Origin of the sequence: Vibrio sp. 10N.222.54.A3, from assembly GCF_041474095.1 — a bacterium.
GTDB classification, from domain to species: domain Bacteria; phylum Pseudomonadota; class Gammaproteobacteria; order Enterobacterales; family Vibrionaceae; genus Vibrio; species Vibrio crassostreae_C.
On record NZ_JBFRTN010000021.1, the window covers coordinates 45,800 to 62,474 of the forward strand.

Sequence of the window (16,675 nt, forward strand, 5' to 3'; positions counted from 1 at the left end):
AAGGAGGATTTATCCATTTGTTTTGGTATTTATCCATTTCACAGCTTCTACGCGGTAGGTTTAGCGACTGGATTTAGAGGTTTCTAATGTAGCTTCTGATGGTATTCATTCGGCTTATTGATGTGTGAGATTTATCAGAATTTTTCAGGATAAAATTAAATTATGTCATTTTATGTGATATTAATATAATTTATGTGGCGTATTGTTTTGGTGATTTAATTAAAGTAATCAATGATAGAATTAATTATATTTTTTGAATAATTGACTTTAATTTATTCTGTTACGAAATTTAAATAATGACACTTTAAGGTGGGATATTTAAAATAGGGAAAGGATGATGTTTATCATGATGTGTTGATTAAAGAATTTTAATGGGATTATTATTGACATGTTTATCAAATATGTGCCCATGTAAATATTCATCGGCTAGTGATGAAAATAAGATATGAATGAGGTTGGTGTTATACCATGAGCACTGCCTAAAAGTGTAAGCAGTAACAAGTTAGAACCATTAGTGTTATTTTTGAACAAATGTTAGCGTAACCACATGATATTCAAAGATCTGCTGCGGTGGCTTTGTGTTAACTATGAAAGCGTGCAATCGTTGAGTATTTAACATGCACCATCAAGCACCACGATTTGTGGTTCTTTTTCTGGCTGATAAAGCACCTGACAAAAGTCTCCTTCTGGCGAATAGGTGTAGTTTTCGGTGTCGAAAGAGATGGCGGCGACTCTTTCTGCATTACTGCCTTCCTCGACTTCTTTGTTGTTTACGTAAAGTTCAGCTTGGTCAATATTAAGCAGGCGTCTTAAGGAATCGACATAAGCGATTGGGTAACCATGGCAGACGTAGTAGGTTTCAATCTCGGTTTTTTCAACGTAGTCACATTCCCCCTCCACACCAGCAATCGCAGACTTTGCATAGATCATGTCGATACCCGTGCGAAGGTTGCCAGCCACATCGTGTATTTTGCTCGCGCGAGCACTTCCTTGAACGTCTAAGAACTTGACCATAGCTGTCGCCGAAACGACCGCTAAAATTAATACAGAGATGATGAGCTCTAAGAGAGTGAAGCCGTTTTGTCTGTTCATGGTTACCGATTATTTGCTCTGCTAAAGGGACGGAATGAGGGTAATCTAAATACCAAAGTCATTACAGTTAGTGGGTATAATGGTTTGGTGTTTTATTGTGTTGATTTCTAACTGATTTTCTTTATAAACAATAGCTTAACTATTTCCTCTTACTGTTAAACGCTATGTAAGCATACGTAAGCGTATACACCCACAGCAGCCGATTGTTTACGAAACATTTAAACGACTTAATTTATTGATAAATAAGTCTTTAATTGTAGGGTTGTCGACGATTCAAAAACTGACTTTCGACTTCATTTGAGGGAATTGGCTTACTAAATAAAAATCCCTGAAGATACTGGTATCCACAATCGATTAAGAACGCTTTTTGCGTTTCGGTTTCGACACCTTCAGCAACCACTTTTAATCCCAATTTTTCACAGATAGCGTGGGTGGCTTGGACAATCGCTTTGCTCCCTTTGTGTGAACCGTGGACAAAGCTTTTATCGAGTTTCACGGTGCTAATCGGTAAGTCATGCAACATCGACAGTGATGAGTAGCCTGTACCAAAGTCATCAAGGTGAAGCTCTACGCCCAATTTAGAAATATCGCTTAACGCTTGCCTGACTTCACCATGCTTGAAGATCATGGAAGATTCGGTGATCTCAAGGGCGATGCTTTGAGGTTGGATATTGTAGAAGTTCAACATTGCTAATAGCTGCTCGGCAAAGGTCGCGTGCATCTGAATACTCGAAATATTGATACTCATCATCAACTCACTATCAAACTCACGTTGCCATATCGATAGCTGTTTGAGTGCAGAGTTCAGAACCCATTTCCCGAGCGGTACAATCTGCCCCGTCTCCTCCGCTAAGCTAATAAACTCATCAGGGCCTATGTTACCTAGCTCTTTGTCTGACCATCGAAGCAAGGCTTCAAACCCTTTCACCTTGTCGCTGTTGGTGTTCATGATCGGTTGATAGTGAAGGTTGAGATCGTCGTTTTCTATGGCGCGTGCCAGTCGATGGCGGATCTCTACTTTGCGATGCAGGGTTTGTGCTAAGTCTGGGGTAAACGTTTGGAAGCGGTTTCGACCATTCGCTTTTGCAAGATGCATCGCCATACCCGCTTGCTTTAGCAATGTTTCTTGGTCAACCGCGTTATCAGGGAAATGCGCGGTACCTATGCTGCAACCGACAGATAAACTGCCGATGCCTCTGATATGGAAACTTCGGTTTAAGGCATCAATGATGCGAGAGCAAAGTAGTGGGATATTTTGATTTCGGCAGGTGTGGGCAATCACAATGAATTCGTCGCCACCAAATCGCCCTATCATGCATTTCTCATCAACCAACTGTTTAAGGCGTTCACCAACCTGTTTGAGTCGTTGGTCTCCGACAGTGTGCCCATAAGTGTCATTAACTAATTTGAAGCCATCAAGGTCGACAAACATCAATTCAAACGGTGAGCGATAGGCAATGCTGGTTTCTAGAAGGTTGCTGATCCCACGGCGATTATAAAGCTCCGTTAAACAGTCGTGTTCTGCGTTGTATCTGGCTTTTATCAGCTTCTCTTTTTGCTTTGTTGTACAGGTTAGGTTTAGCAGCAGTTCGCTTTTATCAAAGAGCCACTTTCCTTGCACATCAAAATGGTGTGCTCTGAAGGAGGAAACCTTGATAAACCAAGGCGCACCGGTTGTTGGTTCTCTATTCTGTAAACGTGTATGTACAAAAGTGATTACTATGTTTTTCGTACGGTAAATGTAGGGCTCTGATTCCAATATTGATGATCTATGACCAGTATATATACTGCCCTCGCTTTTAATAAATACTGGTGATAGGAATGTCGAAAACCAAAGTGCTCATTGTTGAAGATGACCAAGAGATAGCTCGTTTAACGACGCTTTACCTCGAAGCCGAAGGTTACAATGTTAGCGTTGTTCATGAAGGGAACTTGGCACTTGAAGCGATCCGAAGTATTGAACCTGATTTAGTGCTGTTGGACTTGATGCTCCCAGGGATGAGCGGCGCGCAGATTTGCCGTCAAGCCCGTGAGTTTTACAATGGAATGATCTTAGTGCTAACGGCCTCTGCCGATGAAATGAGTGAGGTCAGCTTATTTAAATTTGGCGCGGACGATTACGTTGCCAAGCCGATTCGTGGCCATGCCTTGTTAGCGCGAATTGAAGCGTTATTGCGCCGAGCCACTCCCATAACAACTACGCAAGAAACTGCGGCTGAAAAACAGTGCGATATTGTAATCAACAGCTCTGCTCAAAGTGCCACGCTCTATGGCCAAAACCTCAAGCTTACTTCTGCTGAATTTGAAATCTTAAACCTTCTCGTTAATAACATCTGTCAGGTCGTGACTCGAGACCAGTGCTGTCAGCTATTTAGAGGGATTGATTACGCGTTTAATGATCGCTCGATTGATATGCGCGTGTCTGGGTTACGCCGAAAGCTTCGCATCCACGCAAAAGACAAACAGTTGATTCGTACGGTTCGCAACAAGGGGTACATGCTGGTTGCGTAAGTTCATTGCTACGAAACTTCGCTCGGTTTCGATGTTTGCTCGCTTATACCTTGGGATAGTGACTGGGATGTCGGCAACGATATTTTTGTTTTTGAACCTTGGTGAAGGGCACATGCGACGCACCGAGATCGAAACCTTCCTCAATGATGGCATCTACTTTGTGGAGCAGTATGTTCGTCAACACAATCAAGAAAACTCACTCTATAAAGAGCTCGATAGAACAGGCTACCAACAATTTTATATCTTCAATTTACGCCTGTTGGAGAATTGGTCGGGCGAGGCGCCTTGCCTGCAATGTGAGTTATACACAACCTTAAACGGTGTGCCGATATATCTAAGTGCTGACAACCTCTATTCGGCCGTGTTTCAGTTACCAAACTCTAAATTTAGTTTTGGGTTCAGTGAGGTAGGGGACTTTTTCTCTCCTGACATTGAATGGTATGAAGACTCAGAACGACACTTTTTGTTAGGGCTGTTATTGGCTGTAATCGTGGCGATTGGAGCGAGTGTTTACTTACCTGTGAGGCGTTTTCAAGAAAGAATAGAGTTGCTCGTCGAGAAGCAGAAGCAGTTTGGTAAGGGCAAGCTTAGTACTCGATCTGACATGGACGACATCCATCCTGTGTCTGATTTGGCCAGCAGTTTTAACTTCATGGCTGAAGAGATTGAGAGCAAAGTAAAACAAAGTCATATCTTCGCTCAAGCTATCCCACACGAAGTACGAACTCCGCTAAGTCGTATTCAGCTGGCGACCGATATATTAAGAAGGGGAGCACCCGATAATCATCAGGTTCTTTTCGATGACATTGATACCTACATTGAGGATATCAACGAGCTCACGTCAGAAATCATCATGCTTTCGAAGTTGAATGTCATGGATAACTCTTTCTTTGAACTCGTTAAAGTGACCTCCGATCTTCGTGAGTATTGCCTAGACCGAATTCGTTACTCGAAACTAGAGAATGCCACCTTTGAATCTAAGGTACAGCTAGAGTGCAAGATTAAGTGTGACTGCTCAATGGCGCGCTTGGTGTTCGATAACGTTCTCAAGAATGCTGGCAATTACACACAAGACAAAGTGTGGATGACGTTAGATGAGAACTCAGAAAACTGGCTGGTGGTGATTGAAGATAATGGTTCTGGAATACCGGAGAATAAGCGTGATGAGGTATTTCTACCGTTCTCTCGATTAGATTCAAGCAGAACGTCGACCACAGGTGGATTGGGGTTAGGCCTCGCGATTGCTCTATCTGCGGCTAAAAAGCTTTCTTGGGATATCAAAATCGACGACAGCAACTATGGTGGTGCCAAGTTCAGTATCGTGATTCCTAAGATCGCATAAGATGGAGCTTTTAGAGCTCTTCAGGCTCGTCAAATAACAAAGCCACGAACTAATACCGTGGCTTTTTCATATTCCGATTTACAAGCGAGTGACTGCTTAGTACTACTGCTTAGAGCTTAGAGCTTAGAGCTTAGAGCTTAGAGCGATGAAGGCCATAAATAGCGTGGTCAACGATGCGACCATTCAAGTTCTCGTTACGCGTGATGATACCTTCTAACGTGAAATGTAAGCGCTCACAAACCTTACGGCTGCTTTGGTTACCGGTTGCGGCTGATATCTCTACCTTTTCCATATCTAACTCATTGAAAGCAATATCAATCAGCTTCTGGACAACGCGCGTCACAATCCCCTTTCCTTGGTATGTCTCAGATAACCAATAACCTATCGTCACCTTTTGCTTATCATGATCAATGGTATTGAAACTGCAGTTACCAACGACCTTGTCTTGATACACGATTGCACAAGTCATGCTTTTCCCTTCCGCATAATCGTGTAGCGAGCGTTGGATGAAGATCCTAAAGTCTTGCTCGGTTTTACAATGTGGTGGCCACACGAGCCATTGACTTAGGTACTCATTCTGGCTTTGTGAGATGTCCGCGTAGTGAGAAGCGAAGCTCTCTTCAACCAATGCGATGGAGAGTTCGTTGTCGATAACCGTTTTAAACATGTCTTTCCTTTTCTTATGGCTGCTAATTTAAGCGAATCTTAGTCGGCAGGCTATAATGTCGCATGATTTTTAATATGCAACCACTTGTAGCACGGATTTTTCGTGAGACGTTAGTTCTATCACGAAACTCATTAAACCTTACAATAGTTGTGTATATAATCATTAGCTATGCATTAGTATTAGCGGCCTAAATATATAAAAACTATAAAAATGCTAGGCTTAAATAATGAATCAACATTGCCAGGACGTGACCGTGGACCTAAGAAAGGCTCTATTCGGTATTGCTAAGGCGCTTGATAACGTCGGTTTCGAAAGTAAAAATCATGGACAGAGAGTGGGCTACATTGCGTATCGATGTGCTCTGAGTGTGGGGTGGGAAGAAGAGCAAGCGCAGCTCGCGTTTTCGTTAGGCTTGATTCACGACTGCGGTGTCTCGCAAATTGATGAACAGCTCAGTTTAACGTCTGGGTTTGTACCTGACTCGAGCTATCACCATTGTCAAAAGGGCTACCAAATCTTAAAAGAGTGCCCAGTTCTTTCTATATTCGCTAAGCCGGTACTTTATCATCATACTCCGTGGTCTGAGCTAAAGGCTATTCATATCAGCGAGTTAGAAAAAGAGCTGGCTGCCATCGTGATGCTTGCCGATAGAGTCGATTATCTATACGGCATAACCTCTTCTGATCGTTATGGAAACCTAACACCCGATGGCAAAGCGAGCATCATTGAACGTTTGACTGAACAAGCTGATGAGATGTTCGAAACCAACCTTGTCCAACACATGTGTGAGTTGGTCGACCTGGATGATTTCTGGTTTTCTATGGAGATCCCTTACATCGAGAACATGAGGGATAATTTTGAGCCTGTGCCATTCTTCTCCCAACAGATGTCGTTGGATGAGACGGTGGCCTTTGCCGAATTTATTGCCAACGTTGTTGATACCAAAAGTTCGTTTACCTTTAAGCACTCGTTGAAGGTTGGGCAGCTCTCTGAATACCTCGCCAAACAGCTGGGTTATTCCTACACCACTCAGCGTAAACTCTATCTGGCTGGGTTGGTTCATGATATCGGTAAACTGCAAACCCCTAATGACATTCTGCATAAGCCGGATTTACTTACTGAAGAAGAGTATTGCTGTATTAAACGCCATGCAACGGATACTCGATTCGCACTGCAGGAGTTGTTCAGTTCACCTCAGGTTTGTCAGTGGGCATCTAATCATCATGAAAGGTTAGATGGTTCGGGTTACCCAATGGGTAAAACGGCGGAAGAGTTGGATCAACCCAGTCGAATTGTTGCTGTGGTGGATGTGTTTCAAGCGCTAACTCAGTCTCGCCCTTATCGTGCAGGTATGACATTAGAAGAGACTCTCGCTATTTTGACGGACTACGTTGATAACTTTAAGTTGGATCGAGAAGTGTTTGAGTGCCTTAATAAACACGCGCAATATTGCTTTGAATTATCGACCGATAAAAGAATGTACGCGTTTTAAAGCCACTGGATGCTTTCGAGGTGTGATGCCCTAACTCATATTCGATGAGAAATGACCAAGCACCAGAAACAGAAAAGCGATAGCCGAGGCTATCGCTTTTTTTAATGGGGGCTTATCAGGATTTTTAGATCGAGATTAGTATCGCTTTAAGATCTCGATGATCGCTTGCTCAGTTTCCGCTGCGATGATGGCATCAATGTCATTATCATTTTGGAACAACTCTGATAGCGCCATAATCGTATGGATGTGGCTATCTGAGTCCATCGCCGCCAGAGTAATCGAAAGGTAAACGTCACCGTTGTCTTCTGACTCTAAATCAACACCCTTTTTGAATACCGTTACTTGCAGTGATGCTTCGTTCACACCATCTTCAGGGCGAGCATGAGGCATCGCAATTTTTGGTGCCAGAACATAGTACGCGCCGATGTCCTTGTGCTTTTGCTTGATAGCTTGAACATAATCTGTTCATTTCATAACGTTCCGTTACAAACCCTTGTTATTGACTTATGACTCAATAAGTTTAACCCGATGTGTGAGCGAATTTATATAAATAACAATTATGTAAAATATTTATTTTATGAATGTTTACTCATTAAGTCGATTTTTGTTAGAACAGCCTATTCAAAACAATAAGATAGGTAAATCTATGAAAAAACTCGTCAGTTTACTGCTCGCTGCAGTATCGTTAGGGCTTTCTGGTTGTGCAACGGTATTAACAGCAGAACAAAGTGCGCCTCAACTCAATGAAGTTCCACAGGAAAAAGCGTTGACCGTCGCTGTAATCGATAAGAGACCATACGTTCTCGATCATGATAAAGAGCCAAAATTTGAGGGAATTATTCGCAGTTCGTTAGGTATTCCTTATACCTACAACACGGCGACACAGCAGCCAATGTCTCAATTTTTGACTGACAGATTGGTCGCAGGCTTGAAAAAACAGCAAGTAGCTGTTGAGTCGGTTGAGACGACGCCTGAAGAGAATATCACCAAGGTTGCTGAGCAGATGAAAGCATTCGACAACAAATCGATGATGTTTGTCTTGAATGAGTGGAAGTATGACTTCCACGCATTTACGGATAACTCTTGGTACAACGTTAATGTGATTATCTATGATGAAGCTGGTAATAAGCTACTCAGCAAAAATTTCCAAGGCGAGAATGATGTACCTGATGGTGGTGCAATCATCAATGAGATGCAACTGATCTACAAACAGCGTTTTGAAGAGATATTCCGAGATGCTGAAGTGAAAAGTGCCCTGCTAAACTAGTTATTCCCACTTTGATCTCATATTTTGAAAAAGCCACACTCTGTGGCTTTTTATTTTAATGATGGTTTTTTTTTGCATTATTTCTTGCTGGAAAAATTAATTATTGCGAGAAGTAGTTCGATTTGTACGCTTTATGACCGCGCGATCGTTTGCGTCAAAAAATGTGATGAAAGTCTCACTTAACTGTTTATACTTCTCTTCCGGTTTTAAGCCGGTGCTTAGCCAATACAAGCCGTCACATGGATATGTGAATGACCCCACGGACCGGACCAGCTACGTTCCACTGCTTGTATAAGGTGATTTTTTACATGAACAACTCGTTGTTACATTCGCTAACCCTGTTAGCTCCTTCATCGCGTAGCGTTTTGCTTGCGGTTCTTTGTCCTGTTCCTTTGATGTCATTTGCTTGGCTCATGTTCACTCTTTAAGGATTACTAGGACACATTATGAATATTCTATTTGGTTTTGTCGGTGTTCTTGCACTGATTGCTTGCGCGTACCTGTTATCTGAAAGTCGTTCTTCAATTAACTGGAAAACGGTCTCTCGTGCACTATTACTTCAAATCGGTTTTGCAGCCTTAGTATTGTATTTCCCTTGGGGACAACTGGCGTTAACAAGCCTAAGCAATGGCGTTTCGAGTTTGCTTGGTTTTGCAGACGTTGGTATCGCTTTCCTATTTGGTGATCTGGCTACTGAAGGTTTCATTTTCGCGATTCGCGTACTTCCAATCATTATCTTCTTCAGTGCTTTGATCTCTGCGCTCTATTATTTAGGCGTTATGCAGAAAGTGATTCAAATCTTGGGCGGAGCGGTGCAAAAACTGCTGGGTACAAGTAAAGCTGAATCTCTGGTTGCTACAGGTAATATCTTCCTTTCTCAGGGTGAGTCTCCTCTTCTTATTCGTCCCTTTTTAAAGTCTATGACTCGTTCGGAACTGTTTGCTGTAATGGCAGGTGGTATGGCGTCGGTAGCGGGTAGTGTACTTGGTGGTTATGCTGGCCTTGGTGTTGAGCTTAAATACCTTATCGCTGCAAGCTTTATGGCGGCTCCGGGCAGTCTGTTAATGGCGAAGATCATTGTTCCTGAGCGCAGCACACCAAGTGATTACGACCACATTGAGCTAGATAAAGCTGACCAAAGCAACGTGATTGATGCATTGGCAAGCGGCGCGATGAACGGTATGAAGGTTGCGGTAGCGGTTGGTACTATGTTGGTTGCATTCGTGAGTGTGATTGCGATGGTCAACACTGGCCTAGAAAGCCTAGGTGAAACGTTCGGTTTTGCGGGCATTACGCTGCAAGCTATCTTCGGTTACCTGTTCTCGCCTCTTGCATGGCTGATCGGTATCCCGAGTGATGAAGTATTGATGGCAGGTTCTTACATCGGTCAGAAGATCGTTATGAACGAGTTTGTTGCTTTTATCGACTTCGTTGAGAACAAAGCTCTGTTATCTGAACACAGCCAAGTGATCGTGACTTTTGCTCTATGTGGCTTTGCTAACATTGGTTCTATCGCGATTCAGTTAGGTTCAATCGGTGTTATGGCACCAGAGCGCCGTGCTGAAGTTGCAAACTTAGGTTTGAAGGCTGTAGCTGCTGGTACGCTAGCAAACCTAATGAGTGCATGCTTAGCGGGTATTTTCATCCTGCTTTAAGCTATATTCAGTTAAAGCGGACACTTTACTTACGGAGTTAACGTAAGGAGGGTGTCCGCTTTTTTGTGCCTGTTAATCAGGCGAAATCAGGTTTTGGCCGTCGACTGTGATTTGTCTATCGTGAGTAAAAGCTCACTCGGAAGAGTAATAGAGCCAGTTCCTTTTATCCGATATACTTGAATATCATCAGGTTGCGATTAATAATATTCGGCTTCGATTAAGAACATTCGATTTCGATTGAGAATATTCGATTTCGATTGAGAATATTCGGTTCCGACTAAGCATATCCGCTTTCGATTAGGAACAATGGCAACCAAGCTAAATTAATCAAGGGTCTCTCCATGAACATTCGCGTTCTCATCGGTCTTATTGTTACCTTCATTGGCTTGTTTGCGATGGTTTACCTAATTGCTGGCGGCGCTCAGTTTCCTATCTACAAGTGGCCAAAAGAGGCTTATCTCGGTTTAGTGTTCAGCGTGGTGTGGGGGGCTGGTGTCGCAGCGTCTGTAGCGTATTTCTTCTCGGCATTGGTGTTTGTTACTGTCGCCGTGGTTTGCTATGCGATCGGTTATAAAATCGGTGGGCTCTTTTCAAGCAAGTCAGAAGCGTAAAGCTGAAGTTTAAACGTACGCTTTTTGTATTTTCTTTTGGGGTTAACGTTCGCCTTAACCCTCTCTTAACCCCCAGCTCGTTATCTTGTCTCCATTCTTACAGGAGACAAGAAGATGAAATTGAATCTTCCTTTAAAACATTCCCTTATTTCACTTGCTCTAATCGGATTGATGGGATGCACGACAACCAGTCAGGCCGACTATGTTTCACTCGCTGAGCAAAGCACTAATCAGACACAACAAAGCTTACTCGCAGAGCTGATTCAACAGGCTTCTAGTGATCAAGCGTCGACTCAACAAGATCGAGACGCTGAAAACCTACAACTGACCGATTTAGTGAATGCACCGGAGCTCGATCTCTATATCGAGCGCGCTCTGCAGAACAGCCCAAGCCTCCAACAAAGCATTACAGCACTCAAAATAGCTTATGCGCAGCAAGGTGTAACTTCAGGTGATCGCTTACCAACCGTCGATGCGAGCTTTTCTGGTCAAGCTGACGAAGGCACTAACGGCTCAAGCACTACTGAAACCTACACCACTGATGTCACGGTTGGTTGGGAGCTCGATCTATGGCAGAAGCTTGCAGACACAAACAACGCCGCTTTGAAAGACATTGCGACGTCTCAGGCTAACCTTCAGGGCGCTCAAGATCTTTTGGTCGCGAGTGTGATGAGAGGTTGGCTTGATATCAGTTTGAAGCAACAGCTTGTTGATATTGAAACGCAGCGTTTGGTGATTCTAGAAAACAATGAAGAACTTGTTTTAGAACGTTATCGAGCAGGGCTAGGTAGCCTTGAAGATCTAGATAATGCAAAAACCAGCAGCGCATCGACTCAAGCAACCTTAGCTGATTACCGTGAGCAGCTTGCACAAAGTCGACGTGAGTTGGTTTTGTTAACAGGGCAATGGAGTGGTGAGTCTGATGAGCTATCCCTTGCTGAGCTCGGTTCATTCCCAACCATCATTAATCCGCTAGAAAACATGCCGACACAAGATCTAGCAGGTCGTCCCGATCTTCAAGCCGCTTTCTTTAATATCGAAGCAGAAACATTGCGTGCTGACGCGGCGTACAAAGCGATGCTGCCATCTATCAGCTTATCTGCCAGCCTAACCGATATGGCGGATTCTCCGAGCGAAGCTCTGCTTACCGGGCCTTTGTGGAGTGCGCTTGGCCAAGTGTCAGCACCACTGTTTCAAGGTGGCAAGCTAAAAGCACAGGCAGAAATTGCTGACCTAACCACAGAAACCAGCTACTGGGCTTACCAAGAAACACTGCTCAATGCGGTGAATGAAGTGGAAAACGCAATGGGGCAAGAGTCCTCATTAACGCTTCAACAGCAACACCTAACGAACGCCTTGGTAAGCGCACAACGCAGCTTCACTAGCTATGAAGAGAAATACCGTCAGGGCTTGGTCGACATTTTTGATCTACTTACTGTTCAGCAGCAAACCTATGACCTTGAAGCGCAGTTAACACAAACCATTTATAACCGTCTCGTAAACCGAATTGATTTAGGCCTAGCTCTGGGCTTGGGAGTATCTTCATGAAACTGAACACCATCACAATTGCAATCACCTTAGTTGCTGGTTCAAGCATTTTTGCTGCCCTTGCTTACAATGGTTCACAAGTGGCTCCTGCTCCTAAAAAGACGAATGAACTAACGGTTTCAGAGCCTCAAGCTACGCCTATTCAAACCAAGTCTATTGATACGACGACCTTGCCAGCTTCACAACAACAGCAAGTGTCTGTGGTACTTGTCACTCTCGGTGACTACCAAGCAGAAGTGGTGGGGTACGGAGAAGCGAAGTCGCGTTATGAGCTGATGTTTTCGACGGAAGTTGGTGGTCGAGTAGAGACAATCAGCTCGCAGTTTGAAACTGGGCAAGTGATTGGCCAAGGTGAAGTGATCGCTAATATCGATTCGACCAGTTACCAACAAGCGGTAACCCAAGCGAAGGCGAATGTTGCTCAAGCTCAACTGGATTTATTGGAAGAACAGAGGCAAGGCGAACAAGCTAAGTCTGAATGGCAACGTTCTGGTTTGTCTGGCGAGCCGGATTCACCTTTAGTATTACGTGAGCCACAACTGGCACAAGTAACAGCAGCCTTGGAGAACGCCAAGCTAGAGTTGGTAAAGGCTGAGCAAGACCTCGAAAAAACAACCTTGGTTGCCCCTTTTGATTCGTTGGTCGTGAGCCGTGATGTTCAACCGGGAAGCTACGCACAAACGGGCGCTCAGATAGCCACGTTATACAGCGTTGATGAGGTTGAAGTTTCTGTCCCCCTTTCTGAAAGCCAATGGTTGAGCCTACCCAACAGCGATAACACCCAACTGAAAGAGCAGCCGTGGCCAGTGACTCTATCGAGTTCTGATGGTCAATTCCAATGGCAAGGTTATGTTGAGCGAGTAGAGCAGCATTTACAACAAGACACGCGTCAACGTTCATTGATCGTTAAAGTCGATAATCCTTTGGATCAAGAGAAAGATCTTTATCCAGGCACGTTCGTGCAAGCAACGATCTCGGGTAAGCAACTAACTCAATTGTGGGAGCTTCCGGCTTCTGCACTTTCGCAACAAGGTGACCTGTGGTTTGTGGATGATAGCGGTCAACTTTCGAAATCAAACGCGAATGTTGAATTTGAAAAGGGTGGTTTGATTTATATCGACCCTACCAAACTGGGCGTGGAAATTGGTGACAGTGTACAAGTGGTTAAGCGTCCGTTAAGCAGCTTTAAAGCGGGCATGGTCGTTCTGGCTAAGGCGGAGGGTTAGTCATGTCTCATGAGTTGAAACCGAATAACCAAGCGGACAGTAACCAGAAGCCAACTAAACCACACACTGGCGCAATCGCATGGTTCGCGAATAACTCTGTAGCGGCGAATTTGTTGTTAGTGGGCGTGATCATCATCGGTCTTTTATCGCTTAACACGCTACGTAAAGAAGCATTTCCAAGCCTTGAACCCGATGTGGTAACTGTATCTGTGACTTATGACAGTGGTGACCCTATTCAGGCGGAAGAAGGCCTAGCGATTAAGATTGAAGATGCGTTAGAAACCGTACCGGGCATTAAGCGTATTACGTCAACGTCTGATGCGAATGGCAGCCATGTTTCGATCGAAAAAACCAGCACTTACGATCTTGATACCCTATTAGCCGACGTAAAAACCAAGGTAGATGCGATCAATAACCTGCCTTCTGGCGCTGATAATCCTGTGATTGATAAAGCTCGCATGCAAGATCATGCCTTATGGGTACAGCTTTATGGGGATGCAGACAGAGCAACGCTGCAGAGCTTAGCCGAGCAATTGAAATCAGATCTACTGAGCCAGTCATCCATTCGTGATTTGGAAATCAAAGCCAAAGCCGATCCTATGATCTCGGTTGAGGTTGATGAGAACAAGCTACAGGCTTACGGCTTAACTCTGACTGACGTTTCTGAAGCGATCAATGCGGAATCTTCTGCGGCTATCTCGACTAGCCTTCGCAATGGCGAAAAAACGGTTCGTTTGAAGGTTTCTGAACAGGCGTATGAGATCCAAGATTTCAATGCGATTCCGGTGATGACGACGACTGACGGTACGCAAATTACCTTGGGTGATATTGCCAATGTAGAAGACATGTTTGCCGACGACACTTTCATGCTGTCTCGCTATAACCAACAGAATGCGATGGCAATTCAGATCGTGATGGATGAATACGGAGACGTCGTCAGCATTGTTGAACAAGCAGAGAAAGTGGTAGAACGCTGGGAAAACAGCAACATGCTGCCGAGCGATGTCGAAATCGAAACTTGGTACGACAAAAGTACCATGATCAAAGACCGCTTAAGCCTATTGATGAAGAACGCGCTCACCGGTATTGCATTGGTGTTCATGGTGTTAGCGGTATTCTTAAACGTGCGTGTCGCTTTCTGGGTAGCAGCTGGCTTACCGTTTGTCTTTTTTGGCACCATGTTCTTCATGACAGATACCTTCATGGGGTTAACCATCAATGAAATGACCACCTTTGGTTTCATTATGGCGCTCGGGATAGTAGTCGATGATGCGGTGGTGGTTGGGGAAAGTATCTATTCCACGCGCAAAGAAGAAGGCGATTCGATAGGCAGTACTATACGAGGCACCATGAAGGTGGCATCACCAACTATATTTGGTGTGTTAACGACAGTTGTTGCCTTCTTAGCGTTAGCGAATGTTGACGGTAAAATGGGGCAAATTTACGCTCAATTCGGCACGGTCGTGATTATCTGTTTGTTGCTGTCTTTAGTTGAGTCTAAGTTCATTCTGCCATCGCACCTTGCTCATATTAATACTAAGCGTAGTGAGAAGAAGGGGCTGTGGGCTCGCGTTCAACATGCTGCCGATACTGGGCTAGGTTGGTTTAATAAGCGTATCTACTGCCCCGTAATTGAATGGGCGTTGAAACTGCGTTATGCGGTAGTGATGGTTTTCTTGTCATTGCTTATTTTAGTTGCTGGGTTACCAATGACGGGGGCGGTTCGTGTAGCGTTCTTCCCTGATATGCCGGGCGATACGGTAACTGCCGATATGTCGATGCAAAACGATGCGAGCTTTGGTCAAACACAACAAAACTTGTTGGTGCTTGAAGCGGCGGCAACCCAAACGGATGAAACTCTGAGAGCGCAATACGGTGCTCAAGATGAAGCATCTGAACTGCTGAGTCTTCAAGTTATCGCGGATGCTGATGACTCTGGTCAAGTTACAATTGAATTGGACAGCGACAGTGTCTACACATCGAATGAGTTTGCTGATGCTTGGCAAGAGACTGTGGGCCAGATGGAAGGGGTTAAGAAGCTCAAAGTCTTGTCTAAAATGGAGATGGTCGACAACTTCAAAGTAGAATTGAAAGCGTGGAACGAAGAATCAGTGACTGCGGCGGGTAATGAGTTCTTAACCAAGCTGCAAGCGATTGAAGGTGTGAGTGGTATTGACCATAACTTGGATCTTGGTGAGCCTCAGTATCGTTTTGAATTAACACAGCAAGGCCGTGCGTTAGGCTTTGATACTGCAAGTCTTTCACAGCAAGTATTGCAAGCGTTTGGTGGTGATATTGTTCAGCAGTTCCAACGTGGTAAGGATGAGGTAAAAGTCCGTGTGCGCTACCCAGAATCGGATCGCCAAACCATTGCGGATATCAAGCAATCGAGCGTGAGAACCAACGACGGTACCGTGGTGCCTTTGAGCACCGTTGCTGAAGTATATTCTGATTACCAAGTATCAGAGATCACACGTATTGATAGCCAACGAGCGGTGTACATCAGTGCAGTATTAGATAAAGACGTGGTTGCACCTGCTGAGCTTGTTCATCAGTTGCAAGACACATTAGTACCCGATTTAGAAGCGCAATACCCGGGATTAACGGTCGACTTTGCTGGCGAAACGGAAGAACAAGAAGAGACGGCTAGTTCAATGATGAGTATGTTCATACTTGCCATGATAGCGATTTATACGCTGCTTGCTATCCCGCTGAAGTCTTACATTCAACCTTTGATCATCATGACAGCGATTCCATTTGGCATTGTTGGGGCAATCTTAGGGCACTGGTGGAATGACTTAACAATCAGTATCCTATCGTTAAACGGTATCCTTGCGTTGAGCGGTGTGGTGGTGAACGACAGCTTGTTGTTGGTTTCTCGTTTTAACGAGCTAATCAAAGAGAAAGGTAAGTCGGTTCACGATGCGATTGTTGAAGCGTGTTCTGGTCGACTAAGAGCCGTGTTACTCACATCGGTCACCACGTTCGCAGGTTTGACGCCACTATTAAGTGAAACGTCTCTGCAGGCTCAGTTCCTGATCCCTGCGGCAGCGGCGCTAGGCTACGGTATTTTGTTTGCGACGTTTATTACACTGATTCTAACGCCAGCATTGTTAATGATTCAGTGTGAGATTAAGTCTCTGATTCTTAAAATCACAAATCGCGTCAAAGGCATTGAACAAACAGCTTAACAATGGCTAAGCTAATGATATCTAGGCTGATGATTGCCGAGCGAGGCTCAGCAACTTCGGTCTAGGTTCATTA

The 16,675-nt window shown here is 44.3% G+C and carries 11 protein-coding genes and 2 pseudogenes; 9 read left to right on the top strand and 4 right to left on the bottom strand.

All coding sequences use genetic code 11. From position 1 onward, the window contains the following. Positions 1-612 precede the first annotated feature (612 nt). Positions 613-1,092 carry a type II secretion system protein gene (locus AB4507_RS06235; RefSeq protein WP_372182398.1) on the bottom strand — a complete coding sequence of 160 codons (480 nt, stop codon included), beginning with the start codon at positions 1,090-1,092 and terminating at the stop codon, positions 613-615. A gap of 250 nt (positions 1,093-1,342) precedes the next feature. Then, positions 1,343-2,731, bottom strand: a pseudogene (locus AB4507_RS06240) (putative bifunctional diguanylate cyclase/phosphodiesterase); the annotation flags it as partial. Between the two features lie 182 nt (positions 2,732-2,913). On the opposite strand from AB4507_RS06240, the gene AB4507_RS06245 reads away from it, so the two are divergent. Together AB4507_RS06245 and AB4507_RS06250 are read left to right on the top strand one after the other, a co-directional pair. Further along, positions 2,914-3,603, top strand: coding sequence for a response regulator transcription factor (locus AB4507_RS06245; protein WP_102394166.1), 690 nt, complete (start codon positions 2,914-2,916; stop codon positions 3,601-3,603). Continuing rightward, positions 3,596-4,945: a sensor histidine kinase gene (locus AB4507_RS06250; protein ID WP_372182399.1), complete on the top strand. Its 1,350-nt coding sequence runs from the start codon at positions 3,596-3,598 to the stop codon at positions 4,943-4,945. The genes AB4507_RS06245 and AB4507_RS06250 overlap by 8 nt, the downstream gene beginning before the upstream one ends. A gap of 130 nt (positions 4,946-5,075) precedes the next feature. Here AB4507_RS06250 and AB4507_RS06255 read toward each other — a convergent pair whose 3' ends face one another. Then, positions 5,076-5,612, bottom strand: coding sequence for a GNAT family N-acetyltransferase (locus AB4507_RS06255; protein ID WP_102394164.1), 537 nt, complete (start codon positions 5,610-5,612; stop codon positions 5,076-5,078). A gap of 226 nt (positions 5,613-5,838) precedes the next feature. Here AB4507_RS06255 and AB4507_RS06260 point away from each other — a divergent pair, with 226 nt between their 5' ends. After that, on the top strand, positions 5,839-7,104 hold the full coding sequence (locus tag AB4507_RS06260; protein WP_050644072.1) for an HD-GYP domain-containing protein: 1,266 nt from the start codon (positions 5,839-5,841) through the stop codon (positions 7,102-7,104). A 135-nt stretch (positions 7,105-7,239) separates the two neighbouring features. Here AB4507_RS06260 and AB4507_RS06265 read toward each other — a convergent pair. Beyond that, positions 7,240-7,563 (bottom strand): annotated as a pseudogene (locus AB4507_RS06265) (PTS sugar transporter subunit IIA); the annotation flags it as partial. Positions 7,564-7,750: 187 nt separating this feature from the next. Here AB4507_RS06265 and AB4507_RS06270 point away from each other — a divergent pair. From AB4507_RS06270 to AB4507_RS06295, 6 genes are all read left to right on the top strand, one after another. Then, on the top strand, positions 7,751-8,371 hold the full coding sequence (locus tag AB4507_RS06270) for a hypothetical protein (protein WP_372182400.1): 621 nt from the start codon (positions 7,751-7,753) through the stop codon (positions 8,369-8,371). Positions 8,372-8,817: 446 nt separating this feature from the next. Beyond that, a complete protein-coding gene (locus AB4507_RS06275; RefSeq protein ID WP_102320600.1) occupies positions 8,818-10,026 on the top strand; it encodes a NupC/NupG family nucleoside CNT transporter in 1,209 nt (402 codons plus the stop codon). A 341-nt stretch (positions 10,027-10,367) separates the two neighbouring features. Beyond that, a complete protein-coding gene (locus AB4507_RS06280; RefSeq protein WP_372182404.1) occupies positions 10,368-10,637 on the top strand; it encodes a hypothetical protein in 270 nt (89 codons plus the stop codon). A gap of 114 nt (positions 10,638-10,751) precedes the next feature. Then, the gene (locus AB4507_RS06285; RefSeq protein WP_102320598.1) at positions 10,752-12,185 is read left to right on the top strand and encodes a TolC family protein; all 1,434 of its coding nucleotides are present in this window, start codon (positions 10,752-10,754) and stop codon (positions 12,183-12,185) included. After that, positions 12,182-13,411 carry an efflux RND transporter periplasmic adaptor subunit gene (locus tag AB4507_RS06290; protein ID WP_372182405.1) on the top strand — a complete coding sequence of 410 codons (1,230 nt, stop codon included), beginning with the start codon at positions 12,182-12,184 and terminating at the stop codon, positions 13,409-13,411. The genes AB4507_RS06285 and AB4507_RS06290 overlap by 4 nt, the downstream gene beginning before the upstream one ends. 2 nt (positions 13,412-13,413) lie before the next feature. Next, positions 13,414-16,602 (top strand): efflux RND transporter permease subunit, encoded by a 3,189-nt coding sequence (locus AB4507_RS06295; protein WP_372182407.1) that lies wholly within the window; start codon positions 13,414-13,416, stop codon positions 16,600-16,602. Positions 16,603-16,675 lie beyond the last annotated feature (73 nt).

Excerpts from the sequence above, each read along its gene's own strand:
- AB4507_RS06235 (WP_372182398.1), bottom strand. The coding sequence starts at position 1,092 with ATGAACAGACAAAACGGCTTCACTCTCTTAGAGCTCATCATCTCTGTA.
- AB4507_RS06245 (WP_102394166.1), top strand. The coding sequence starts at position 2,914 with ATGTCGAAAACCAAAGTGCTCATTGTTGAAGATGACCAAGAGATAGCT.
- AB4507_RS06255 (WP_102394164.1), bottom strand. The coding sequence starts at position 5,612 with ATGTTTAAAACGGTTATCGACAACGAACTCTCCATCGCATTGGTTGAA.
- AB4507_RS06260 (WP_050644072.1), top strand. The coding sequence starts at position 5,839 with ATGAATCAACATTGCCAGGACGTGACCGTGGACCTAAGAAAGGCTCTA.
- AB4507_RS06270 (WP_372182400.1), top strand. The coding sequence starts at position 7,751 with ATGAAAAAACTCGTCAGTTTACTGCTCGCTGCAGTATCGTTAGGGCTT.
- AB4507_RS06275 (WP_102320600.1), top strand. The coding sequence starts at position 8,818 with ATGAATATTCTATTTGGTTTTGTCGGTGTTCTTGCACTGATTGCTTGC.
- AB4507_RS06280 (WP_372182404.1), top strand. The coding sequence starts at position 10,368 with ATGAACATTCGCGTTCTCATCGGTCTTATTGTTACCTTCATTGGCTTG.
- AB4507_RS06285 (WP_102320598.1), top strand. The coding sequence starts at position 10,752 with ATGAAATTGAATCTTCCTTTAAAACATTCCCTTATTTCACTTGCTCTA.
- AB4507_RS06290 (WP_372182405.1), top strand. The coding sequence starts at position 12,182 with ATGAAACTGAACACCATCACAATTGCAATCACCTTAGTTGCTGGTTCA.
- AB4507_RS06295 (WP_372182407.1), top strand. The coding sequence starts at position 13,414 with ATGTCTCATGAGTTGAAACCGAATAACCAAGCGGACAGTAACCAGAAG.